16 protein-coding genes are annotated in these 23,998 nt (G+C 54.6%); 8 read left to right on the forward strand and 8 right to left on the reverse strand.

The window, feature by feature from the left end; all coding sequences use genetic code 11:
- The first annotated feature begins 91 nt into the window (after positions 1–91).
- Complete coding sequence (locus tag RHI63_RS00835) at positions 92–874, forward strand: YaaW family protein (protein WP_190278036.1); 783 nt, start codon at positions 92–94, stop codon at positions 872–874.
- On the opposite strand, the gene RHI63_RS00840 is transcribed toward RHI63_RS00835, so the two are convergent.
- The 4 genes from RHI63_RS00840 to RHI63_RS00855 form a co-directional block, all read right to left on the reverse strand.
- Positions 871–3,870: a DEAD/DEAH box helicase gene (locus RHI63_RS00840; RefSeq protein WP_310821712.1), complete on the reverse strand. Its 3,000-nt coding sequence runs from the start codon at positions 3,868–3,870 to the stop codon at positions 871–873. The two genes, RHI63_RS00835 and RHI63_RS00840, sit on opposite strands and share 4 nt — an antisense overlap.
- A 9-nt stretch (positions 3,871–3,879) precedes the next feature.
- A complete protein-coding gene (locus RHI63_RS00845; protein ID WP_310821713.1) occupies positions 3,880–7,677 on the reverse strand; it encodes an EAL domain-containing protein in 3,798 nt (1,265 codons plus the stop codon).
- 251 nt (positions 7,678–7,928) lie between these two features.
- On the reverse strand, positions 7,929–8,651 hold the full coding sequence (gene trmD, locus RHI63_RS00850) for a tRNA (guanosine(37)-N1)-methyltransferase TrmD (RefSeq protein ID WP_206200656.1): 723 nt from the start codon (positions 8,649–8,651) through the stop codon (positions 7,929–7,931).
- The gene (locus tag RHI63_RS00855) at positions 8,651–9,760 is read right to left on the reverse strand and encodes a S49 family peptidase (RefSeq protein WP_310801278.1); all 1,110 of its coding nucleotides are present in this window, start codon (positions 9,758–9,760) and stop codon (positions 8,651–8,653) included. Before RHI63_RS00855 ends, trmD begins: the two co-directional genes overlap by 1 nt.
- 159 nt (positions 9,761–9,919) lie before the next feature.
- On the opposite strand from RHI63_RS00855, the gene pipX reads away from it, so the two are divergent.
- Together pipX and gor are read left to right on the forward strand one after the other, a co-directional pair.
- Positions 9,920–10,201: a transcriptional coactivator PipX gene (gene pipX / locus RHI63_RS00860; protein ID WP_225901608.1), complete on the forward strand. Its 282-nt coding sequence runs from the start codon at positions 9,920–9,922 to the stop codon at positions 10,199–10,201.
- Positions 10,202–10,248: 47 nt separating this feature from the next.
- The gene (gene gor, locus RHI63_RS00865) at positions 10,249–11,634 is read left to right on the forward strand and encodes a glutathione-disulfide reductase (RefSeq protein WP_310453881.1); all 1,386 of its coding nucleotides are present in this window, start codon (positions 10,249–10,251) and stop codon (positions 11,632–11,634) included.
- Here gor and ctpA read toward each other — a convergent pair.
- The 3 genes from ctpA to RHI63_RS00880 all read right to left on the reverse strand — a co-directional run bounded on the left by ctpA (position 11,621) and on the right by RHI63_RS00880 (position 15,227).
- Complete coding sequence (ctpA, locus tag RHI63_RS00870; protein ID WP_302678605.1) at positions 11,621–12,859, reverse strand: carboxyl-terminal processing protease CtpA; 1,239 nt, start codon at positions 12,857–12,859, stop codon at positions 11,621–11,623. The two genes, gor and ctpA, sit on opposite strands and share 14 nt — an antisense overlap.
- Positions 12,860–12,924: 65 nt before the next feature.
- Positions 12,925–13,788, reverse strand: coding sequence for a tRNA pseudouridine(55) synthase TruB (gene truB / locus RHI63_RS00875; protein WP_310743233.1), 864 nt, complete (start codon positions 13,786–13,788; stop codon positions 12,925–12,927).
- Positions 13,788–15,227 (reverse strand): TolC family protein, encoded by a 1,440-nt coding sequence (locus tag RHI63_RS00880; RefSeq protein WP_310743234.1) that lies wholly within the window; start codon positions 15,225–15,227, stop codon positions 13,788–13,790. The genes truB and RHI63_RS00880 overlap by 1 nt, the downstream gene beginning before the upstream one ends.
- Positions 15,228–15,374: 147 nt before the next feature.
- Here RHI63_RS00880 and RHI63_RS00885 point away from each other — a divergent pair, with 147 nt between their 5' ends.
- The 5 genes from RHI63_RS00885 (at position 15,375) to RHI63_RS00905 (ending at position 22,500) form a co-directional block, all read left to right on the forward strand.
- Positions 15,375–16,013, forward strand: a complete 639-nt coding sequence (locus RHI63_RS00885; RefSeq protein ID WP_206200662.1) for a class I SAM-dependent methyltransferase — start codon at positions 15,375–15,377, stop codon at positions 16,011–16,013.
- A gap of 36 nt (positions 16,014–16,049) precedes the next feature.
- Positions 16,050–18,920: an aminomethyl-transferring glycine dehydrogenase gene (gene gcvP, locus RHI63_RS00890; protein WP_310821715.1), complete on the forward strand. Its 2,871-nt coding sequence runs from the start codon at positions 16,050–16,052 to the stop codon at positions 18,918–18,920.
- 96 nt (positions 18,921–19,016) lie between these two features.
- Positions 19,017–20,468 carry a cytochrome ubiquinol oxidase subunit I gene (locus RHI63_RS00895; RefSeq protein ID WP_310821717.1) on the forward strand — a complete coding sequence of 484 codons (1,452 nt, stop codon included), beginning with the start codon at positions 19,017–19,019 and terminating at the stop codon, positions 20,466–20,468.
- 11 nt (positions 20,469–20,479) lie between these two features.
- Positions 20,480–21,493 carry a cytochrome d ubiquinol oxidase subunit II gene (cydB, locus tag RHI63_RS00900; protein WP_206200665.1) on the forward strand — a complete coding sequence of 338 codons (1,014 nt, stop codon included), beginning with the start codon at positions 20,480–20,482 and terminating at the stop codon, positions 21,491–21,493.
- A 176-nt stretch (positions 21,494–21,669) separates the two neighbouring features.
- Positions 21,670–22,500 (forward strand): Tab2/Atab2 family RNA-binding protein, encoded by an 831-nt coding sequence (locus tag RHI63_RS00905; protein ID WP_310821718.1) that lies wholly within the window; start codon positions 21,670–21,672, stop codon positions 22,498–22,500.
- Between the two features lies 1 nt (position 22,501).
- Here RHI63_RS00905 and RHI63_RS00910 read toward each other — a convergent pair whose 3' ends face one another.
- Positions 22,502–23,992: a hypothetical protein gene (locus RHI63_RS00910; protein ID WP_310821719.1), complete on the reverse strand. Its 1,491-nt coding sequence runs from the start codon at positions 23,990–23,992 to the stop codon at positions 22,502–22,504.
- Positions 23,993–23,998: the final 6 nt, after the last annotated feature.

Consider the following 23,998-nt stretch of genomic DNA (forward strand, 5'->3'; position numbering starts at 1 on the left):
AAGGGCTGTACCACAATTTCAGCCTGAATCCCTATAATCAGGGGTGAAGAATCATCATGTTCTATTGTGCTGCTGCTGGAGCGAGAACCCCATGAACGAGCTACGGGCTGCGCTGGAATTGGCGACGGAGGAGGAGTTGCAAGACCTAACAGAAATTCTGTTTCGTCGTCGGCTCAATCCCTTGGACTATCTCACAACGCCGGATCCCATTGCCGTCCAAGCTCAGGATCGCCAAGCATGGCTCGATGATATTGAGGAGCGGTTTCGCTTTTTGGCGGCAGATGGTCTGACAGTACTCAAGGGCAAAGCACAGCAAATCAGCTATCGGCAAACGTTGATGCGGGTCTGTCGCTATCTGAAAATTAAGTTTTCCCCCAGTTGGACAGTCCCCGAACTGGAAATGGAAATCTTCTTGAATGTGTTGCAGCGGATGTGGAAAAAGCTGGGGGATGAGGATCGCAAGGTCTTGGCTGCCCAAATCCAAGATAGCTTGCCCGAACTGCGCAACGGCCACCCGATTTCTATGGAAACTGTACGCCTGATCCTAGAGGGAGGCGCGGCGATCGCCATCAGTTCTGTTGTCCGCTCCATGGTGGTGCAGCAGGTGGCTCGTCAATTTGCCATTCACTTTGCTGGGTACAAGCTCTCCATCACTCCCTTGGTGTCTCGGGGCGCTGCCGTGGGAGCCGCTAAATTTGCCCTCGGTCGCAGCGTCTTAGCCTTTGCCAGTACCGCCCTCTGGGTTTGGTTTATTGCTGACTTGGGTTGGCGTGCCATTTCCACCAACTATGCGCGCATTATTCCCACCATTTTCGCGATCGCCCAAATTCGCCTCCTACGCGGTGAGCAGGCATCCCAGTGGGCAATGGCCTAGAGTGTGATCACCCGCTCTTTGTCCAGGGTGAGCAGTTGCCGCAGTTGATCGAGGTTGAGTTCGGTTAACCACTGTTCGCCACTGCCCACAATCATGTCCGCAAGCGCTTTTTTCTGCTCAATTTGCTCGTGGATCTTTTCTTCAAGGGTACCCGTGCAGACAAATTTGTGGATTTGGACAGTGCGGGCTTGGCCAATGCGGAAGGCGCGATCGCTGGCCTGATTTTCAACGGCAGGGTTCCACCAGCGATCGTAGTGAAAGACATGATTGGCACGGGTGAGATTTAAGCCCACGCCCCCCGCTTTTAGGGAAAGAATAAAGACCGTGGGTGCCTCAGGATCGTGCTGAAAGCGTTCCACCATGAGTTCTCGCTGGGCTTTGGGGGTGCGTCCCGACAGGAAAAAGATCTCCTGCTGTAGCGCCTTTTCGAGATAGGTTTTCAGGTGGGTGCCAAATTCGGCAAATTGGGTAAAGACAAGGGCGCGATCGCCCACTTCCTGAAGCTCTTGGAGCATTTCTATCAGGCGTTGCAACTTGCCTGAGCGATCGGGGGCATAGTCTTCCTGCTTGAGATACTGCGCCGGGTGGTTACAGATTTGCTTCAGCTTGGTGAGGGTGGCTAAGATATTCCCCCGCCGCTGGATACCTTCACTATTTTCAATGGCAGCAAGAGAGTCTTCCACCACCGCACTGTAAAGCTGCATCTGCTCTAGGGTGAGACCGCAATAGACCAGCATCTCCTGTTTTTCGGGCAGGTCTTGGATAATGCTGCGGTCAGTTTTCAGGCGCCGTAGAATGAAGGGCTGAACATAGGTGCGCAGGGCGTTGAGGGAGGTAGTGTCACCATAGCGTTCAATGGGTCGCATATAGCGGTGCTGAAAGTAGGTGCGATTGCCCAAGTACCCCGGATGCAGAAAGTCCATAATCGACCAGAGTTCAAGGAGACGATTCTCTAGAGGGGTTCCCGTCAGGGCAATGCGAAACTGGGCGGAGAGTTCCCGTGCCGCTTGGGACTGCTGGGTGTTGGCATTTTTGATGTTTTGGGCTTCATCGAGGACCAGATGCTGCCATGACACCTGTTGCAAGGTGGCGCGATCGCGCTGGAGAAGGGCATAACTAGTGAGAATCAGATCGTGAGTTTCGACGTTTTTCAAAAACGCCTTGCCCTTGGGGCGATCGCTGCCGTGGTGGACGTAGGCACGCAATGTCGGTGCAAATTTTTGGCACTCCCGTAGCCAGTTGCCCAGTACCGAGGTGGGACAGATCAACAGTGTCGGTCGGTAGGCACGTCCTGCTTCCTTGAGGTGGAGCAAAAAGGCCAACAGTTGAATCGTTTTCCCTAAGCCCATATCATCGGCCAAGCAAGCCCCCAACCGCCAGCGTTCCAAGAAACTCAACCACGCCACCCCTCGCGCTTGGTAGGGACGCAGTTCACCACAAAATTCCTGCGGTGTCGGCACTGGATCAAGGGTTTGTTTACCCGTGAGGCCATCGAGTAGTGCCTGAAGGGCATCATTGGCGTCTAAACCAAGAATGGGTAACTTGGCCACCGTTACCGTATCCCCGGTGGCAATGCGTAGCGTATCGGCAAGGGAGAGCTGGGTCTTTTGGGGAGACTGGAGAAACTCTTGAGCGGCCTTGATCTCTTGGGGACGCAGCAGCACCCACTCACCATTGAGATAAACAAGGGGACTCTCTTGGCGGCGCAGTTGATCAAAATCTGCTTCCGAGAGGGGATGCTGCCCCAACTGTAATTGCCACTGAAACTGCATCAAGCTCTCAATACTCAAGCCGCTGGTGGCGGTGGGCGGCAATGAAGCAATCATCCTCAGACCCAAGCGATGCTGGGCGCTATTGCGGCGCAAACTCGGTGGCACAATAATTGCAACCCCCTGCTGCTCAAGGAGCGGAATGGCACTTTGCAAGAAGGCATAAACTTCCGTGGTTTGCAGCGTCAGACCCACAGGGGAGGGTTCTTGGAGACTGCGATCGAGGGGACGATAAATGCGTGAGGCCAAACCCAGTCCCCGCAGCAGGGTTTCTTGGGGCTGCCAGAGCACTTGTCCGTGATAGAGGAGGGACTCTTGCGTACATTGCCAAATCTCGGCCGCCGCCAGCATCGTTTCCGTTTCGCCCTCCGTTTGTAGGCCAAAGGCCAAGCGCCAATCACCCTCGGCAGTATCTGGGGGCACCAGTTGCAGTGCCAAGCGCCATTGGGGGCGCAGATCCAACTGCTCGCGGTAGGGTTCTTGCCAACGTTGGAGCCGTTCCACAAAAGAAGGCGGCAGTTCCGTTGCTTGCCCTGTTTTGAGGAAAGTCAGCCAGTGACTATGCTCCTTAGCCAAGCCCACTTTGGGTAACTCTAGGGCGGCAAGGGCAGTGTGGAGATAGCCCTGCAAGGTGTGGTGCAGAAAATCTGCCAATAGATCGGTGGCATGGGGCGGAAACCGCAGCGCCGTGGCATCAGTTTGATAACAGCGACATAAATGCGGCATCCGTTGGCTAAATTGGCGAAAGCGATCGCGATCGCCCCCGTGGGTGAGCAGAATCCGCCACCCTTCAGCCGTAGGCAAGTATTGGCCGCGCACAATTAAATCCAGTAACCAGCGACTAACGTGCAGCCAATAGCGCAGATCATCGCCAATAGCAGCGCTTTCGCGACCCTGAAGACCCAGTTGATGTAGTTGCTCTAAAACCCCTGAGGCAGGAATCGCCCAACCCGGCACCTGCCAGAGAAACAGCGGTTCGCCGTTGACTTCCGCTAGGGGAGGCGGTAATAGGTGATGCTCCTGAATCTGTGCGGGCAAAGCAGCATAGGCAACACTCGGACTGGCCTTGACAAGCGGAGGTGTCTTCAGTTGGGTGGCATAGGGATAAACAGGCACAGCAGTCGGAACCCAAGGCGTGATTGCCTGAGTGAGCGATCGCCATTCTTCTGCCCATGCAAAAAAGCGCGGCGTCGGCGTTGCCAGCCACGTCCCATGGAAAACAGCCATGCCAATATTTTAGTGGGCTTTCAAGAGGGATGCGAGTGCTTCAGCAGGCATGGGTCGGGCAAAGAGATACCCTTGCCCATAATCACACCCCAGTCGCTGCAGGATGTGCAGTTGGTCGCGGGTTTCAATCCCTTCGGCAATAACGCGGTAGCCCAACTCCTGAGCAAGGACTAAAATCATCTTGGTAATTTTGAGGTTGCGCTGGTTGTCTTCCAATTGCTGGACAAAGGCGCGATCCACCTTGAGGTGGTGAATCGGTAGGCTGTGGAGATAACTCAGGCAGGAATAGCCCGTTCCAAAATCGTCAATACTAATTTCAATGTGGCGCTCCCGCAGTGACTCTAGGAGACTCAGCATTTCACTGCCCAATTCAAGGGCGATGCTTTCGGTGAGTTCTAGAACCAACTGTCCTCTGCCCAAGGGATACTGTTGCTGAATGCGGCTAAGGTGGTGGAGGAAACTGGGGTGCTTCAGTGTCTTGGCCGAGACATTCACACTCAGGATCAAGTTGGCTGCCCCTTGGGACTGCTGTTGCCACAACCAAAACTGTCGACAAGCCTGCTCCAAAACCCACTTGTCAAGGTCAACAATCAGCCCTGTATCCTCAGCAATTGAGATGAAAGCACCCGGCAGAATCAGTCCGCGTTCAGGATGTTGCCAACGCACTAGGCTCTCCATGCCCACCAGTTGTTGATCTGCCAAATTAAAAAAGGGCTGATAAAACAGCTGCAGTTCTCCATGGCTGAGGGCATGGCGCAGATCGTGTTCAAGGTGGAGGCGCTCTAGCACCTGTTCGTACATCTGGGCGTTAAAGATGGCGTAGCGTCTTGTGGAGTGGGCTTTTGCTTGATACAGGGCAATATCGGCATCCCTGAGGACAGCAAAAGCCGTTTTATACTCATTTTGGGCAAAGACGACACCAATACTACTGCTGAGGAAAATTTGCCGCTCCTCTACGACCAAGGGTTCTTGGAGGCAACGGGTAATTTGCTCGCAAAGAGCAATGGCACTCTCCAAGTTGGGTAAAGCGGTTGCCAAAATCACAAACTCATCTCCGCCGAGGCGAGCCACAATATGCCTATTTTCGATGAGACGCCGCAGCAAAGTGGCAAAGGCAATGAGCAGGCGATCGCCCACTGCATGGCCGAGGCTGTCATTGATCACCTTAAAGCGATCCACATCCAAAAACAGCACGGCATAGTGAAGCTCAGGATTCCTTTGAGCTGCGGCAATTGTGGCTGCCAACTGCTCCATGAAGTAGAGGCGGTTGGGCAACCCTGTCAGGGGATCGTGATAGGCCTCATGCTCTAGCTGCAATTGCACCTGTACCCGACTGGTGACATCGCGGGAACTGGTCTGCAACTGTTGCAATTGTCCCTGACTGTCGTAGCGGGGCTTGAAGAGGGTTTCTAGCCAGAGCAACTCCTGATTCGCTGTACAGGCTCGATGGGTGATGGGCCAAAACCGCTGCTGCTGAAGCATCTGTTGCAGTTCCTGCTTGACCCGCGATCGCTCATCGGGATGGCACAACTGCGTAAAATGCTGACCAATGAGCCTCCCAGAAGACCAACCCAATAGGGTTTCATAGGAGGGACTAACATACAAACACCGGCCTTCCCGATCTAAAAGGCACACAATATCGGTCATGTTTTCCGCCAGCAGTCGATAGCGTTCTTCGCTTTCGCGCAGCGCCAGTTCAGCAGCTTTGCGGTCTGTAATATCAATATGGGTACCCACCACCTTAGAGGGGCGACCTTGGGCATCCCGAATTAACACGGCATTGCTGTGGAACCAGCGGTAGGTTCCATCGTGGTGGCGCAGGCGAAAATCAATGTCATAGTCCGCTTCACCGCGCAGAAATTGCTCGTAGGCCGCAAGGGCGCGATCGCGATCCTCGGGATGGAGTTGCTCCTGCCAATCTGCGCAACTGAACGCTTCAGTCCTAGGCAGGTCGCCCAGCTGGGCTCTGTGGGTTGGCGAAACAAGCATGGTTCCCGTAGAGAGGTCATGAAAATAAAAGCCAATCTTGGAAGCACGGATAGCCACCTCTAGCTGGGCCTGCTGCTCCTTGAGGCGCTCTTCGGCCAAATGGCGCTCAGTGACATCCAAGATCACGGTGTACCAGACCACGACCCCATTAGCTGCCAAGGTGGGCTGTCCGGCGCCCTCTAGCCAGCGCACTTCGCCGCTGGTGGGATGAATAATGCGCCATTGCCAAAGCCATGGCGTCAAATTTGCCGCAGAACAGAGAACCGATTGCCATGTGGCTTCCCGATCCTCTGGATGTACCAGCTGCCACAAACTTTCACCATCCTCAGCAGCCACCGCCGCCGGGATGCCCCAAAGACGTTCGCACATTGGATTCAGATAAAATACCCGATTGCGACCATCGGGGTACTGTTCATAGCGAAACAGGGCACCAGGTAGGTGAAGAGCTGTCAAACGAAACCGTTCTTCACTCTTGCGCAATGCCGCGGCAAGACGGGAACGTTTAGCCAGTTCTTTGCGGGCTTGGGCGTATAGATTGGCTTGGTAAACCGCCACCTCCAGTTGGGTGGCAATGGTACGCATAAAATTGATTTCCACTTCTGACCACGCATGGGTTTGGTGCGGCACAAACAAACTCAGGCTGCCCCAAGGGCGCTCTTTAACAATCAAAGGCACCAGTAACCATGCCCCCGGCAATTGTTCCGCAAAGGCTCGATTCACTGCATCGGTCAGTTGGCAGGTGTCGGCGATGGCAACCACTTCTCCTGCCTTCAGCCGTGTGGCCAAGGGATTGTCCTGATCTGGGATTTCAAAGCCAAGAAACCGCGGCGCATTGGCATCGCTGTGATATTCAGCAACCGGCTGCCACACCTGCCTTTCCGGAAGGTAGCGAACCACACAGGCATCCCATCCCAGCCCTATTTCCACAATTTCCCGCACCGCGGTGTCAAAGATGGTTTCAAGGTCAAGGGAGTTGCGGATGGCTTGGATGACACGATTGAGAGCCTGCTCGCGCAGTAGTTGATTTTTGAGCGTGGTCACATCTCGGCCAACGGATTGAATCCCACTGAGGGAACCATCAGCCGTAAAAACCCCTGAATTCAGCCACTGGATCCAGCGACTCCCTTTTTGGGGATGAGGTAGGCAACTTTCGCAGGTAAATAGGGGCGCAGCGGGCGTAAGCTGCATCACCTGCGCTTGGAGACAAACGGCATCTTCACAGCAGACCAACTCCCCTAAGGGGCGACCAATGACTTCAGCAGCAGAACAGTTAAAGAAGCGGCAAAAGGCCTCATTGGCAAATAGGATGGTGGTATCTGGGTACAGGGATAGAAGAAAATCACCTTGGTCTTGGAAGATGCCGGAGTCACACTGCCCAGAATCAGGCTGCTGCTGACGAGAACAGGCAAGCCCTTGGGGCTGTATTTTCTGAGGTTGGCGCCCAGTAATGTCCTGAAACGTGAGCACAATGCACTGCAGATTGCCGCTGGGATCAACAATGGGGCGGGCTTGGATTGCTAGGGTTAATCGCCGATCGCTCAACAGCAGATCTACGTCCACAGAACAGGGTTCTAAACGCTGGTGGACTTGCCTATTGGGCAACTCTTCCTTGGGATAGGGGCGATCGCTACCGCAGTAGTAAACCTGCAGATTTGCCCAAATGTCGGCTGCCGCCGCTTGGGGATCCGTCACCGTCAAGAGTCTTTGGCCAAAGGGGTTAATGTAGCTAATTTCCCCCGCGGGATCAGCAAGAGCCACAGCAATTGGTAACGCCCCTAGGATTGCTGTTAGGTAGTGCCCCCCATCACTTTTCCGCATTCCATCTGACCGGTCGATCACTGAATCTGCACCGCCACTGGCATTGGGGGTGGCAGGCCTTAGGAAAGTGGGGAACAAACTATCCATAGGATTAATCGTAGGAAGTTACTGGGGCTCCTGACTAAAGCTAAGCGCAGCAGCTTTCTGATTACATATTCGTAATAATTACGATGGTACTTGCTATTATTTTTTTTTTTTTTGACATATAACTGATTTATAACTGATTTTCTTAAGAAGTATAAAGTAATTTCCTATTCTCCTTCCTTGGTTTTGAGTGTGGCTTCCCGCTGAGCCAGCCAGCGCGCATACAGATCTGGGCGGCGTTGGCGAGTGCGTTCAATTTGCTGTGCCCGCCGCCAAGCAGCAATTTCCCCATGGTGACCAGAAAGTAAGACCGGCGGTACCGTCCACCCTCGAAACTCTGCGGGTCGAGTGTAGTGGGGATAGTCCAATAAACCGTCCTCAAAACTGTCTTGATGCAGGGAAGCCGCTTTGCCCACCGTGCCGGGCAGCAGTCGCAGCACACCATTGAGAATCACCAGAGCTGGAATTTCCCCACAAGTGAGAACAAAGTCGCCAATGGAGATCTCTTGGGTCACCAAATGCTGGACGACCCGCTCATCCACGCCCTCATAGTGACCACAGAGAATCACTAGTTGATCTCGCTCCTGCGACCAATGCCAGAGGTGCTGTTGGGTCAGGGGTTGCCCTTGGGGGGTGACATAGATCACTTCACGGCGGGGCAAGGAGGGCAGCGATTCCACCGCCGCAAAGAGGGGTTCAGGCTTCATCACCATGCCCACACCCCCCCCGTAGGGTTCATCATCCACCCGCTGGTGCTTATCAGTACTAAAGTCACGCGGATTCGTCAGGACGACCTCGGCAATCCCGCGTGCCAAGGCTTTGGCCATTAAGCCACTGCCGAGGGGGGAGGCAAAGAACTCTGGAAAGAGGGTAATAATATCGAAACGCATTACTGACGGTGGCAAGAGAGGGAACCATAGTAGGCAAGGGCGCGCAATTGGCTGAGGGCACACAGTTGCTCTTGTTTCCACATTTGCTGGGTTTCTGGTGCTGGGGGAGGTGACTGGACACCAAAGAGTTGATTGATCAAAGGGGAGCGATCGCGCCGAAAACGGACAAGGGCATATTCTCCTTCCTTGAGCTTGGCAGCACTAGCAAGGGCACTGAGGGTGTCTGGACGGCTGCGGGTGCCATCAATGAGGCGATAGCGCTGCGCCTGCTCGTTACTGAAAATCATCGCTCCCATGTCGTTGCGAATAACGTTGGGATCAATGCCCCGTGCCTGCGCCACATGATTAATAAACTTGCTGTACTCCTGTTCAAGGCCGGCTTGGAAGACTTCAATTTCTTGGGGAGTGAGGCGACGGAAGGGATTGCCAATATCTTTGCTACGACCGGCGCTCAGTGTCCGTTCTTCAATACGGTTGGCAGTAACGCCTCCCATCAATAGGCCATTATCGAGACTGGTGGGGCGATCGTAGTAGAAAACACTAGGGCCGAGAATGCCAATACTGCCAATCATGCTGCCGTGATCAGCGTAGATCCGATCCGCTGTCACCATAGCCCAAACGCCACCGGAGGCAGAAATGCCCTCAATAAAGGCATAGACCGGTTTTTGGGTGGCTGCGCGGTAGCTCCTAATGCCTTCGGCGATCGCCTGCGAGCCAAAGATCGTGCCGCCGGGAGTGCTGATATTGACAAAGACAGCCTTAATCGTTTCGTCCTTAGCCGCCTCTGCCAACTGCCGCTGCACTTCATAGCCGTAGGTGACACCGACAAGGGGCGCAAAGAAGCTATCTTCTTCGTTTTGCGGGCTGCCGAGAATTGGCCCAGTAATGTCAATTCTGAGAATGCGATCGCGACTGCCCTCCTTGCCACTGACGTGCTCGTAGGGACTGGTTTCACTGGCGGGCGCCAACAAGACCCCGAGGAGGGCAAAGAAGATCGTGGCACTGAAGCCCACCACCCCCAATGTGAAAAAAAAGGTTAGCGTGCCAAAAAAGATCACACCGCAGCGGTGAAACACACTGGGCCAAAAGGGGGGAAGGGAGCGCGTCATAGAGGAGGAAAGGGTTGAGTATAATCTGAAAAGTTTTCAGTCAAATGTTTTACTTATTTTAGCCGCCCCCTGCGGTTTTCTCCTGTTTTTGCCCCTCACAAGCCACCCTTGCCGTGTTGACCTATCACGATCCTTTTGCGAGGTAGATTCTCTCCACTAATGAAACCCTCGATGACCGCTGAGCAGTATCTCAATCACCCCACCTTTGGCTTGCTTTATGGGGTGTGCCCTATTGATGAGCATCGGCAACTTTTTACCACGTTGTATGCACAGCGGCTGTTCTTCATTGTCAGCCAACGGCCGGCAGGGATGGCGTTTGAGTCTATTAGTCGCACCGATGCGCGGATGCTCATTGAACAGCGGTTGCGATCGCTGCGCCGTCTTGGCAAAACTGCTGAATACCAAGCCCTACAAGCGATTCATCGCCAAGCCTTCATGTAACCCGATCCAAATTTCGCTAGACTGAGGCTAGGTTTTGGGGAGCAAGGATGAGCTACGACTATGACCTATTTGTGATTGGTGCCGGCTCCGGTGGCTTGGCGGCCTCAAAGCGGGCAGCTTCCTACGGCGCTAGGGTGGCCATTGCCGAAGGGGATAAAGTGGGTGGTACCTGTGTGATTCGGGGGTGTGTCCCTAAAAAGCTCATGGTCTATGGCTCCAAGTTTAGCCACCTCTTTGAAGACGCTGTCGGCTATGGCTGGCGCCCCGTTGCAGCCAAGTTGAACTGGGAGCGACTGATTCAAGCAGTGAACCAAGAGGTAAATCGCCTCAGTCAACTGCACATTAGCTACCTTGCCAAAGCCGGGGTCGAACTGCTGCCCTTTTTTGCCCGCTTTGCTGACCCCCACACCCTAGAACTCCTGGATCGCCAAGGACAGGTGCAACAGCGAGTGAGAGCGGCGAAAATCTTAATTGCTGTCGGGGGCGAAGCGATTAAGCCCAATGTGCCGGGCATTGAACACAGCATTACCTCGCGGGAGATGTTTTTGTTGCCCAAGCAGCCAAAGCGCATGGCTATCCTTGGGGGCGGCTACATCAGTGTTGAGTTTGCCGGCATTATGCAGGGACTCGGCACGGAAGTCATTCACTTTCTGCGGGGCGATCGCCCCCTGCGCGGCTTTGATCAAGACATTCAAGATGGTGTCTATGAGGGGATGATTCGCCACGGCATTGATGTCCGTCCCCAGTGCCACATTACGGGCTTGAAGCTCACCAAGAAGGGCAATATCCGCATTCGCTACGAACAGCAGGGGCAAGCCTGTGAAACTAAAGTTGATATGGTGCTGTGTGCCGTGGGGCGTGCGCCCAACTTGCAGGGGCTAGGTCTTGATCAGGCGGGGGTGCATCTTACGGCCAATAGTCAAGGGATTGTCGCCATTGCTGTGGATGAATACTACCGCACCAATCAAGAACACATTTTTGCTGTCGGGGACTGCACTAACCGCGTCAACCTCACTCCCGTAGCCATTGCCGAAGGACGCGCCTTTGCTGATACGCAATTTGGTAATCTACCGCGCACCCTCAGCTATGAGAATATTCCCTCGGCGGTGTTTTCCCAGCCGGAGGCGGCTTCGGTGGGGCTGTCTGAGGCGCAGGCCAAGGCGAAATTGGGGGAAGAGAATGTGACAATCTACCGTGCGGCCTTTCGCCCGATGTACCACAGTCTCACGGGTCGAGATGAAAAGGTGATCGTCAAATTGGTGGTGGAGAAAAATACGGAGTGGGTGCTCGGTGCCCACATGGTGGGGGATCATGCGGCTGAGATTATTCAAGGGATCGCGATCGCCCTCAAAATGGGCGCCACCAAGAAGGACTTTGATGCCACGATGGGCATTCATCCCTCGACGGCGGAGGAGTTTGTCACCCTGCGTTAGTGGCCACTTGCACCGGACTGTGGAGCAGCTCTAGGGCCGCCAGATATTGGGGATCTGCTGCTGTACCCATAGCCATGAGACTCTCGGGAGCATCGAGAACCCGCCGATCTGGCTCAATCCCCACTTTGTTGATGTTGTGGTGATTAGGGGTTTCGTAGTGGGCAATGGTAACCGCAAGGCCAGAGCCATCACTGAGGTTAAAGAGGGACTGAATCGAGCCTTTACCAAAGGTGCGATCGCCCACCAGTCGAGCACGGCCATGATCTTGCAGGGCACCGGCTAAAATCTCACTGGCACTGGCGGTTCCGCCATTCACGAGGACGACGAGCGGATCATGGGTGAGGGCACCGCCACTGGCATTGAGGCTATCCACAATCCCTTGGCGATCGACGGTATAGACAATGACCCCCGAATCCAACCACAGTTGAGCAATTTCCACCCCCGCCTGCAACAGTCCCCCCGGATTATTGCGCAGATCAAGAATGTACTCCTCCGCTCCCTGCTGCTCTAGCATTTGAATGGCTTTGCGCATTTCTGTGGCCGCCATAGCGCTAAATTGACCAAGGCGAATATAGCCAATGGTGTGTCCCTGCACTTGGCGAACCTCAGCCATAACCGGATTAATCTCAATGTGTCCCCGTTTCAGGGTGATTTCTTGAGGAGCTTCACTGCCCCGTTGTAACAACAAATGCACAGCAGAACCGGCGGCTCCCCGCATTCTTTCGGCGGCTTCATCAAGGCTGAGCTGGGTGGTGGAGACGCCATCAATGGCAAGAATGCGATCGCGGGGTTGAATCCCCACTTGGGCAGCAGGGGAGCCATCAATGGGAGCAATCACTTCGAGGACACCGGTTTCAGGGTCAGTGCTAATTTGCAAGCCGACACCAGTGAGTTCCCCAGCCGTGGTGGTTTGCAGGCTACGAAATTGGGCGGGGCGCAGTAGCCGTGTAAAGGGATCCTCTAGGCTCGCCAACATGGTTTGAATGGCCTCATAGGTCGCCTCGCGATTGGGTAGGGGACGTTTCAGCGCCTTTTCGCGCACCAGCCACCAGTTTTGGCCATTAAAAGAGGGATCCACGTAGGCTTGGTTGACAATGCGCCATGCCTCATTAAAGAGTTTTTGTTCCTCCGTTAGGGCGATCGCCGAGTCAGTGGGGAAAATGCCCCAGACTCCCACCAAGACCACCAAACAACAAATGAGACGTTGCAGCCAACGAACCCCCATTCCTTCACCTGCTGATTGCTTCTTTTTCCTAAGCTAGCACTAGAAAAATGTTTCGGAAGACACCGTTATGCCTTGAGAACCACCTTGGGATGCAGGCGATCGCCCCCACTCACTCCGATCCCCACACAGGTAGCGGCAAAGGTGACGCCCACGAACCTCTCCGCCGGCGGTAGCCCCTCACCAATCACGGCGCGGCCATGATACCAGTCGTTGAGTTGTACTTCATTGAGTTCAAGCCACGGTAGATGTGAGAGAACCGCTTGGGGCGGGCGCAGTGGTAAATGCTCTGGCGAAATGCTTTCTAGGGAATGGCTCTCCTCAATCCTCAGGCCACCACTTTCAATCCGTTGCAGGGCTGCCAGCGTTCCCCCTACCCCCAGTGCCGCCCCCAAATCGCGGGCAAGGGCGCGAATATAGGTGCCACCGCCACAGGTAATGCGCAGGGTCAATACTGGGTAGCATCCTGCTTGCCAATCTAAGACATCAATGCTGTACACCTCAACGATCCGCGGCGGCACGCTCACGACTTCACCCGCACGGGCACGGGCATAGAGCCGCTGGCCATCCACTTGAATCGCACTATAGGCGGGGGGATATTGCTCAATCTGGCCAATGAATTGGGGAAGCTGTTCCTCAATGGCCTCAACGGTGAGGTGACTGGCAGATTGTTCTTGGCAAATGTCACCCGTAATGTCATCCGTGGTTGTGGTGATGCCAAAGCGCACCGTGCCAATATAGGCCTTGCGATCGCTCAAATAGGGGAGGAGTCGCGTCGCTGCACCAAGGGCGATCGGCAGCACCCCTGTGGCCATTGGATCTAATGTGCCCCCATGACCAATGCGCTTGAGCCGCAGCCGCTTTCGCAGTTCGTTAATGCAGTCGTGGGAAGTGCAGCCGGGCGGTTTATTGAGATTCAAAAAACCAAACATCAAGGCGTTGCCGTCAAGGGTAAGCCACTCACAAAGCGTTGCAGGGCAGCGATCGCTCGGTTGTAGTCAATGGTAGAACTCAACAGGTTGCTCTGGGCTTGAATCAGAGCCGTTTCTGCATTGCTCACCTCCGCTTGGGTGCCAATCCCTGCTTGGAAGCGCAGACGGGCAAGGCGCAGTCCCTCGGTGGCTTGGCGCACTGCCACTTCATTGGTGCGGATATTTTCCTGACTGGATTTGAGCGTGTAGTAGGCCTGCTCCACTTGAAAGCGAATTAAGTTGCGAAAGGCGGCATACTGGGCTTCAGCGATCGCGGCAGCGCTTTCCTGCTGGGCGGCACTGGCACGGGAGACCCCGCCATCAAAGAGGGTCAGGTTCATTTGACCCCCAACCGTATATCCCCAACGGGGTGCCCTCCCATCTGTGAGGCTATCAAGGGTGTTAAAACTTCCGCCGGCCACCAACTGCGGCCCTAGATTCCCCAAGGCCACCCGGCGCTGCTGCAGTGCTGCATTTCGTTGTGTCAGTTGCTGTTCCAATTCCACACGATTCCGAAACGCCAAGGCAATGCTCTCCTCAAGGGAGAGTTTCCATTCCCCAACTACCCGAATGGGGTCAGCCGCCCGCACATTGGTTTTGTCATTGAGACTGAGCAGCTGTGCCAGTTGGCGTTGAGCCGTTTGCAGTTGGCTTTGGGCTTGCACGAGTTGCTGTTGGTTATTGGCCAGTTGTACCTGTGCTGTGAGGACATCGAATTGCGTGCCTAAGCCAGCCCGTTCGCGGGCGATCGCATCCCGTAGACTAATTTGCGAGTTTTGTACCGCTGCTTCACCAATGCGCACCAGCGCCTCCGCCTGTTGAATGTTGTAGTAGGCATTGGTGACATCCTGCCGCAGTTGTTCAAATTCTCGCTGCAGATCCAGTTCGGCATTGCGCACCTGTTCCTGTGCTGCTTTGATACTGCCATCCCGTTGGCCAGAGGTGAAAATGTTGTAGCCCAGTTGCACCGTGCTGGTCCAAGTATTGCTGGTGGGATTGGCCTGCAAGGGGGGTGGTAGTTGGGCATTTTGCAGGCGAATCGCCGCTGAATCCGTGCGACTAATCCCCAATTGCAAGGAGATGCTGGGATAGAGAGCCGCCTCCGCTTGGCGCAGAACCGCCCGACTTTGTTGCAGTTGCGCCTCAAGGATTTGCAGTTGGCGATTATTCCGCCGCGCCAGTTCAATCGCTTCGTTGAGGGTAATGGGGCGATCCAAATCAATTTTTACTTGATCGGGACGACTCGGGAGATAGAGGGGATCGGGATTGGGATTGAAGGGCAGGAGATCGGTGGCCGTAGGGTTGGGTTGGGCGATCGCCCCCCCGCTCATGGTGATCAAGACCGCCACAAGGCTCCCCAGCAGCAGACTGCTTTGTTGGCAGATGGATGGTTGACCCATGCTCACTCCCGACACCGTTACAACTACGGATTCTTGCTACCACATAAGACTATAACAGTCCTTTCTCAAGGAATCGTTGCCAAAAAGGCGGTACACTGACACTGAACTGGTTCCAATTCTGCAAAATTCAAGGCTTGATCCAGCGCTGTGGCAACCATTTTACGCACTTGGAGCTATCAATATCCGTGGCTCTACGACACCATTAGTGCCCTCGCAGCAATAACGGTGGGGGGGAGCGATCGCCTGCATCGGTTGGCTTGGCAAGATTTGGACTTACCCCGCAGTGCCGTGGTTTTAGACCTTTGCTGTGCCCATGGCGTGGTGACTCAAGCCTTAACTCAAGCCTTTGATCAGGTCACGGGACTAGATGCTTCCCCGAAGGCGATCGCCCGTGCTCGGCAGCGCGTGCCCCAAGCCACCTATGTGGAAGCCTTTGCGGAGAAGATGCCCTTTGCCGATGCCACCTTTGATCTGGTACACACCAGCATGGCGCTGCACGAAATGACTGCGGAACAACTGCGTGCCATTGTGGCGGAAGTGTGGCGGGTTCTCAAGCCCGGTGGCTGGTTTGCCCTGATTGATTTTCATCGTCCCCAAGTGCCTCTCTTTTGGCCGGGGATGGCTCTTTTTTTCTGGCTCTTTGAAACGGAAACCGCTTGGCAACTGCTGCAAACGGACTTAGCTGAGCAGCTACGGTTACAGGGCTTCACTGTCGAGCGGCAGACCTACCACCTCGGGCGCAGCTTGCAGGTTCTCCATGCCCGCAAACCCTGCCCAAAGAATTAAGATATATGAACGATTTGCAACACGAGTGCGATAGCGATGGTAAGTTCACTGCCCCAACTGGAGATCAACTTAGAGACCGATGCCGAATTTGTCGCGCGGCACATTGGCATTACGCCCACCGATCTACCCAAAATGTTGAGCCTGTTGGGGTATGGCAGCCTCAAGGAGCTGATCACTGCCGTCATTCCCCCGGAAATTCGCTTGCAACGCCCTCTCGCTCTGGGTGAAGGTCTCAGTGAAACAGCAGCCCTGCAAAAATTACGCACCCTTGCCCAGCAAAACCAAGTTTGGCGCAGCTACATCGGCATGGGCTATTACAACTGCATTACGCCAGCGGTGATTCAGCGCAACATTCTGGAAAACCCCGGCTGGTACACCCAGTACACCCCTTACCAAGCGGAAATTGCCCAAGGACGCCTCGAAGCCCTCCTCAACTTTCAAACCCTTGTCAGCGATCTAACGGGCTTGCCCATTGCCAATGCCTCTCTCCTTGATGAGGCGACGGCTGCCGCTGAAGCCATGACGCTGAGCTTGAATGCCTGCCGTCAAAAGGGAGCCAACCGCTTCTTGGTGGCGCAGGATAGCCATCCCCAAACCCTAGCAGTGCTGCGCACCCGTGCCCTGCCCCTTGGCATTGAGATTGTACCCATTGACCCGATCGCCAGTGAATTGCCTTGGGAGAATGCCTTTGGCCTGCTCTTGCAATATCCCGCCAGCGATGGTGCGGTGCGATCGCCCCAAGCCCTGATTGCCGCTGCCCATGAACGGGGACTCTTGGTGACGGTGGCCACTGATTTGCTGGCCTTGACATTGCTGACACCGCCGGGAGAATTGGGGGCAGATATTGCCGTCGGCAGCTCCCAGCGTTTTGGTGTGCCCTTGGGCTATGGGGGGCCTCACGCCGCCTTCTTTGCCATCCGGGAAGACTTTAAGCGGCAATTACCCGGCCGACTAGTGGGGGTTTCCCACGATGCTCTTGGTCAAAAAGCATTGCGCCTTGCCCTGCAAACCCGTGAGCAGCACATCCGCCGCGAAAAGGCCACCAGTAACATCTGCACTGCCCAAGTTCTCCTCGCAGTTGTTGCCAGTATGTACGCCGTCTATCATGGAGCCGCGGGGCTGCGGCAAATCGCTGAGCGCATCCATCAACGGGCAGTGACCCTAGCAGCAGGCTTAGCAGCAGCGGGCTATCCACTCTACCATTCTGAGTTTTTTGACACCCTACGCATTGGCTTGGGGAACCTGCCAGTACAGGTGCTCAAGGAGCGAGCAGCAGCGGCGCAAATCAACCTGCGTTACTTTGAGGATGGCAGTGTCGGCATCAGCCTCGATGAGACCACCACCGAGCAAGATGTGGCGGATTTACTGGCGCTCTTTGGCACAAGTCCTGCGGCAGTTGCCGCGGGCGATCGCCTACCGCCAACCCTAAAACGCCAATCTGCTTACCTGCAGCACCCCGTCTTTCAGGACTACCACAGCGAACACGCCCTGCTGCGCTACATTCACCGCCTTCAGGCCAAGGATCTCTCCCTCACCACCTCGATGATTCCCCTTGGCTCCTGCACCATGAAGCTCAATGCCACGGCGGAAATGCTGCCCATCAGTTGGCCAGAATTCAATCAACTGCATCCCTTTGCCCCGGCTGAGCAAGCCCAAGGCTATCAGCAGCTGTTCCGTGAGCTAGAGGCAATGCTGGCAGAAATTACCGGCTTTGATGCCATTTCCCTACAACCCAATGCCGGTTCCCAAGGGGAATATGCGGGACTCCTAGTGATTCGCCAGTACCACCACAGCCGCGGCGAAAGCCAGCGCAATGTGTGTTTGATTCCCACCTCTGCCCATGGCACCAACCCTGCCAGTGCGGTCATGGCTGGCATGCAGGTGGTGGCAGTCAATTGCGATGCCCAAGGCAATATTGATGTGGCAGATCTGGCGGCCAAGGCCGAAACCTATGGCGATCGCCTAGCAGCCTTGATGATCACCTATCCCTCGACCCACGGCGTCTTTGAAACGGGAATTCGCCAAATTTGTGAGATCATCCATCGCTACGGCGGTCAAGTCTATATGGATGGTGCCAATATGAATGCCCAAGTGGGGCTGTGCCGTCCGGCGGACTTTGGTGCCGATGTCTGCCATCTCAACCTCCACAAAACCTTTTGTATTCCCCACGGCGGCGGTGGGCCGGGGGTGGGACCCATCGGGGTCAAGGCGCATTTAGCCCCCTTCTTGCCAACCACGCAGCTGATTCCCCAAGGATCGGAAATTGGCCCGGTGACTGCCGCCCCTTGGGGCAGTGCCAGTATTTTGCCGATTTCGTGGATGTACATTACCCTGATGGGGGGGGTGGGGTTGACACGCGCCACCGCAATTGCCATCCTCAATGCTAACTACATTGCCAAACGCCTTGAACCCTACTACCCGGTTCTCTACAAAGGCGCCCACGGTTTGGTGGCTCACGAGTGTATTCTCGATCTGCGTCCGCTGAAAAAATCCGCGGGAATTGAGGTAGAAGATATTGCCAAGCGGCTGATGGACTATGGCTTCCATGCCCCCACCATTTCTTGGCCGGTGCCGGGCACGCTGATGATTGAACCGACAGAAAGTGAAACCAAGGCGGAATTGGATCGCTTTTGTGAGGCGATGATTGCCATTCGCGCCGAAATTGCTGAAATTGAGGCCGGCGTCAGCGATCGCCAGCAAAACCCCCTGAAAAATGCCCCCCATCCCGCCCTGATGCTGGCCACAGAGCCATGGCCTTACCCCTATTCACGGCAAGTGGCCGCCTACCCCGCCCCTTGGCTGCGGGAGTACAAATTTTGGCCAGCGGTTGCCCGCATTGACAATGCCTATGGCGATCGCCACCTCGTGTGTAGTTGCTCAGTGCCCATGACCCCGCCAGACTCTTAAGCAAAGCTGAAATTTTTGCAGCGGTTCGCCATTCTCCTTGTCACCGCTCAAAGGGGGTTGCTAAAAGTAAGGCAGATCAACCCCTAGGGTGGTGTTATGACCTTGGCTAGTCTCGATACCGTTGTTCTCTCCCGTTGGCAATTTGCCCTCACGGCCATTTTCCATATGCTCTGGCCGGTCTTGACGACGGGCATGAGTATTTACCTCGTGGTCATTGAGGGGCTATGGCTGAAAACCAAGAACCTGACCTACTATCACCATGCTCGCTTTTGGTCAAAGCTGTACATCCTCAACTTTGGTATTGGCGTGGCTTCGGGGTTGCCCATGGCCTTTCAATTTGGCCTCAACTGGGCACCCTTCTCGGAAGCAGTGGGGGATTTCTTCGGCACTGTCTTGGGGTTTGAGGGCACCATGGCCTTCATGCTGGAAGCCAGCTTCTTGGGCATTATGATTTTTGGCTGGCAACGGGTACCGCCAGTGATGCACTGGATTTCGACCATCTGTGTCGCCTTTGGTGCCAATCTCTCCACCTTCTGGATCCTCTCGGCCAACTCATGGCTCCAGACACCAGCGGGGGGCGTCTTTGTCGAGGGTAAGTTCCGCGTTCAAGACTACTTCCAAGCCATTGCCAACCCCTTCATGGTCAAGAGTTTTTTCCACATGTTCTTTGCCACCCTAGAAACCTCGCTGTTTGTTATTGGCGGCATTAGTGCTTGGTATCTACTGCAAAATCGCCTGCCCAATTTCTTCACGAAATCCCTGAAGGTGGTGTTGGTGATGGCCTTGGTGATTGCTCCCCTACAGGTGTTTGTTGGCCACCTCAGTGCTGAGCAGGTCTATCATTACCAACCCGCCAAATTAGCCGCCATGGAAGCCCTGTGGGAAACGATACCCGCAGGCACCCCTGCCGATTGGAGTGTGATTGCCTTACCCAATGAGGCCGCCCAAGCAAATACCTTGGAAGTGAAAATTCCCGGCCTGCTGAGCTACCTACTGGAGTTGAAACCGCAGTTAGACACACCGATCTTGGGCTTGAAGGAGTGGAACGCTAGCGATCGCCCCCATTTGATTGGCCTGATTTACTATTCTTTTCGCCTGATGGTGGCCATTGGTCTGTACCTCGCGGCTCTCGCGATCGTCACCGTTTTTGTCTGGTGGCGCACAGGCCTCGAGGGCGATCGCCTACGCAATTACCAGTGGCTCTGGTGGGGCTGGATCTTTGCAGGACCCTTGGGATACCTTGCCGTCGAAGCCGGTTGGATTGTCCGCTGTGTCGGGCGTCAACCGTGGATTGTCTATGGCCAGTTGCGGACGGCAGAAGCGGCCTCCAATTTACCGCCCCAAGTGGTGCTCTTTTCCCTTAGTGGCTTGGTTGCCCTGTACACCATTTTCTTCTTTGCTGCCCTCTTCTTTGGCAGTCGCATCATCCAAAAAGGCCCCAATGTTGCCTTGCCGGTGCCGGGGCTGCACAATGCAGAAGAACTGGAAATCCGCATCAAACTAGCGGAGCACCAACCGGATCGCCGTCCCCTAGAAACTCAACAATAAGGGAGTACACCATGGAACCGAATCCCCTTGCACCCTTGGAGCACTTTTTGCCGCAGGTATGGTTCTTTATCCTAGGGTTGTTTCTCTTTCTCTACATTCTCCTAGATGGGTTTGACCTGGGCATTGGCATTCTTTCTCTCACCAGCAGTAACGAACGGCGCCGCAATATCCTCATGACCAGCCTTGGCAATGTTTGGGATGCCAATGAGACGTGGTTGGTGCTGATGGGGGGGTCGCTGTTTGGTGCTTTTCCCTTGGCCTATGCCACCATCCTCAATGCCCTTTACCTACCCGCAGTGATTATGGTGGTGGGGCTAATTTTGCGGGCAGTGTCCTTTGAGTTTCGCGAGAATGCCAATAATAAACGGGTGTGGAACCTTGCCTTTGGCATTGGCAGTTTTTTGGCTGCCTTGGGGCAGGGCTTTGCGGTGGGCACTGTTTTTGAGGGCATCAAAGTAGATGCTGCGGGTCACTTTGCTGGAGGCATGTGGGATTGGTTGACGTGGCACTCGGTGTTAGTGGCACTGACGCTGATTCAGGGCTATGTGCTGATTGGGTCAACCTATCTGATTTACAAAACCACGGGTGAGTTGCAGCAAACCCACTACCGCACGGCCACGATTGCAGCTTGGACAACGTTTATCGGTGCTGTGTTGATTACCATTAGCGCCCCCATTTTCCATGAGCACCTGCGTGCCCAACTGTTTCAGCCACCGCTGTTCTACATTTTTGCCGCCATTCCCATTTTGGGTATCTTGCTGATTTTTCTATTGCTGCGTAGTTTACAAAAACGGGAAGAAGTCATGCCCTTAGTGTGGACGTTTTTACTGTTTCTCCTGTCATTTATTGGCTTGGGCTTTGTCATTTTTCCAAACATCATTCCCCCCAGCGTCACCATTTACGAAGCCGCCGCCTCTCCTAGCGCCCAAGTCTTTATGCTGATTTTCGTCGCTTTCTTAATTCCAATTATGCTGGCCTACAATCTCTACAATTACTTAGTGTTTCGTGGCAAAGTTGTGGCCTAGGTATTGAAAAAATTCAGGCCTAAAACACCCTAGCAGAGGAGGCAAAACAAGGCACAATAGCAACAGATAGCCTTTTTCTCTCGCTTGAGGACGCATCAGCAGAATTAGCGGCAAGCTTAGCGGCTTTCAATGGTTGTGAAAAGGCTGTTAACTTCCTTTGCTGCTCATTTCCGTCCATGTCCTGTTGGCAAGTTGATCTTTACCGCCGGCCGTTGCGTACCCCCAGTGGTCTTGATCTGTGGGAACTCGTGATTTGTGACCCTGAGGAAAATTTTTACTACACGGCTTTTTGCCCAGAACCCCTCGTGAGCAGTTCATGGCTGGCCACAGAGTTTAAAAGTTGCGGGCAGCCCCTACCGCAGCGAGTGCAGGTTTTTCGTCCCCAGAGTTTAGGCCTCGTGGAAGTGGCTTGCCAAGAACTCAACCTTCCCCTCGAAGCCACCCGCCGCACCCCGGCTCTAAAGCACTACCTGTGCCAACGCACTCAGGAATACCAAAGCCTGAAAACCTACACCGGTGAAGCCTACGATCCCTTGGCCATTGAGCAGCCGCCGCCATTGCCCCTGCCCGAGGATATTTGGGGAGATTCTTGGCAGTTTGCAGCAATTACTCCCCCCGACTTGGCACAACTGATGCAATATCCGCTACGGATTCTGGCCTTTGAAATGGCAATGTTGCCAGAGGCTTTGGGCTTGGCTCCCGATACGTTGATTCCGGGAATTATTCTCTATGGCGGTCGCAAATCCCTGAAGCTGGCGCGGTGGTTCCAAGAGCAACTGCCCTATCGCTTAGAGTTTGTGCCGGGGCAACCCTGTGGGGTGGTGTTGCACAGTGGCTTGCGCGATCGCTGGGTCTTTTTGACGTTTGACAATGCTGAGATTTCCCAAGCGGGAGAACTCTTTCGCGATCGCCTGCGCTCCACTCAGGGTCTGCACTTTCTCCTCATTCAACCGACTCCCAATGACACCACCTACACGGCTCTCTGGCTGCTCCAACCTCTTGAATAGCCTAAGGTTTGAGCCGTCCCTGTTCTAAGCTTTCCTGCAGGGCACGGGTTTCATCCAAAACCGTTTCAATGCCTTCAATGTGGGTCTGCCGCACAAAATTAATTTTGATTTCCTCTAGCCACATCACCAACAGATCTTGAATCACCTTGCCCACCTGTTCCTCTTGGAGTTCGGCAGTCAGGGTTTGGCCAAATTTTTGCGCCAGTTGACTCACCAGTAATGCGCCTTCGCGGGGTGGATTGCCTTGGTGTTTGCTCGCTTGCTCCAATAGCAGAAAGAGGCGATCGCTAATCTCCTTGGCAAGGGATTGGTGCCAGTGGCGCGGTAAGGCCTCAAGGGATGGAATTTCCAATAACCGCCGATAGGGGGGCGCTTGCCGTAGGACTTGATCGACACTGTAGGCCACTAAGCCTTCCACTTCTGGTCGCAGTTGGGGGATCACGCGGTAAATGACTACCTGCACAACTAAGGCTGCCAGTTCCCCCAGTTCATCAATGTCATTGAGCGTCTTGCTCCCTTGGCCGCCAGAGACACGCGGTAGCCAGCGACTCAATTGGCCGCGACGGATTGCTTTTTGCAGTTGGGTGAGGACTTGCAGGACAACCACTTCCGAAATATCGGTGGCGATCGCTGCCACTAAGCCCTGAGAGGCCTGTCGTTCAAGACTATCAAGGCAAATAATATCCGCTTGATCAAGGCGAATCGTGACCGGGATAATCCGTAGCCACGCCCAAGTGGGTGCCAGCCACCAAAAGGGGAAAAAGAGCAGCACATCGTACCAGCGCCAGAACATAGCATCCCGCCAGCGGGCACCGCGATATTGGCGACTCAGCCAAAACGTGCGTCCCAAGAATTCCACAAAGAAGAGGAGATTAAAGGGAATATCAATGGCATCAAAGCGGTCAATAAAATTCCCATCCTCACCGTAGCGGCGCCAATAGTTGGTAGCCATCAGGGGAATGATCTGCGCCTCAAACCAAGCAAGGCTGGTCTGCCAGTCCCGTTCATTGATGTACTCCGGACTCCAAAAGCGCTCAAAGGACTGTTTAGAGGAGGCATTGCGATCGCCAAAGACCCGCAACCGCATCAGGTTCTTGATTCGCTCAAGGGTGCCGGTTTTATTGGCAAGGGCAAAGGGGTCGGTGTCCACCATAGTTTTACTCTGCTCGCGCAACTGAGCTAGGAGTGCTTGCGTCGCCGCGGCATCCACCCCTTCAGTGGTAATCGTTTGCCGGAGTTGGTTGACCGTGTTGATGTACCGCTCCGTTGTCCGGTGGGGTTCGATTCCCTTAATGGGGTCATAAAGGGGAGTAATCGGCAAGGGCTGGGGCAGATAAATCACCCGCTGAATCAGGGGAATGCGGACCTTTCCCAAAAGCCAGAAGTCCCGTAGGGGAATATAGGTGAGATCAAAGAGCACCAACAGAAAATTGGCGCTGGCAATGGCCACCATGATCCGCTCATAGGTTCGATTCAATGGTTTATCAAACATCTGGCT

The organism is Thermosynechococcus sp. GLH187, assembly GCF_031583395.1.
Classification (GTDB): domain Bacteria; phylum Cyanobacteriota; class Cyanobacteriia; order Thermosynechococcales; family Thermosynechococcaceae; genus Thermosynechococcus.

Excerpts from the sequence above, each read along its gene's own strand:
- truB (WP_310743233.1), bottom strand. The coding sequence starts at position 13,788 with ATGTTTGGTTTTTTGAATCTCAATAAACCGCCCGGCTGCACTTCCCAC.
- gor (WP_310453881.1), top strand. The coding sequence starts at position 10,249 with ATGAGCTACGACTATGACCTATTTGTGATTGGTGCCGGCTCCGGTGGC.
- RHI63_RS00840 (WP_310821712.1), bottom strand. The coding sequence starts at position 3,870 with ATGGCTGTTTTCCATGGGACGTGGCTGGCAACGCCGACGCCGCGCTTT.
- trmD (WP_206200656.1), bottom strand. The coding sequence starts at position 8,651 with ATGCGTTTCGATATTATTACCCTCTTTCCAGAGTTCTTTGCCTCCCCC.
- RHI63_RS00835 (WP_190278036.1), top strand. The coding sequence starts at position 92 with ATGAACGAGCTACGGGCTGCGCTGGAATTGGCGACGGAGGAGGAGTTG.
- ctpA (WP_302678605.1), bottom strand. The coding sequence starts at position 12,859 with ATGGGGGTTCGTTGGCTGCAACGTCTCATTTGTTGTTTGGTGGTCTTG.
- RHI63_RS00880 (WP_310743234.1), bottom strand. The coding sequence starts at position 15,227 with ATGGGTCAACCATCCATCTGCCAACAAAGCAGTCTGCTGCTGGGGAGC.
- pipX (WP_225901608.1), top strand. The coding sequence starts at position 9,920 with ATGAAACCCTCGATGACCGCTGAGCAGTATCTCAATCACCCCACCTTT.
- RHI63_RS00845 (WP_310821713.1), bottom strand. The coding sequence starts at position 7,677 with ATGCGGAAAAGTGATGGGGGGCACTACCTAACAGCAATCCTAGGGGCG.
- RHI63_RS00855 (WP_310801278.1), bottom strand. The coding sequence starts at position 9,760 with ATGACGCGCTCCCTTCCCCCCTTTTGGCCCAGTGTGTTTCACCGCTGC.
- RHI63_RS00910 (WP_310821719.1), bottom strand. The coding sequence starts at position 23,992 with ATGTTTGATAAACCATTGAATCGAACCTATGAGCGGATCATGGTGGCC.
- RHI63_RS00905 (WP_310821718.1), top strand. The coding sequence starts at position 21,670 with ATGTCCTGTTGGCAAGTTGATCTTTACCGCCGGCCGTTGCGTACCCCC.
- gcvP (WP_310821715.1), top strand. The coding sequence starts at position 16,050 with ATGGTAAGTTCACTGCCCCAACTGGAGATCAACTTAGAGACCGATGCC.
- cydB (WP_206200665.1), top strand. The coding sequence starts at position 20,480 with ATGGAACCGAATCCCCTTGCACCCTTGGAGCACTTTTTGCCGCAGGTA.
- RHI63_RS00895 (WP_310821717.1), top strand. The coding sequence starts at position 19,017 with ATGACCTTGGCTAGTCTCGATACCGTTGTTCTCTCCCGTTGGCAATTT.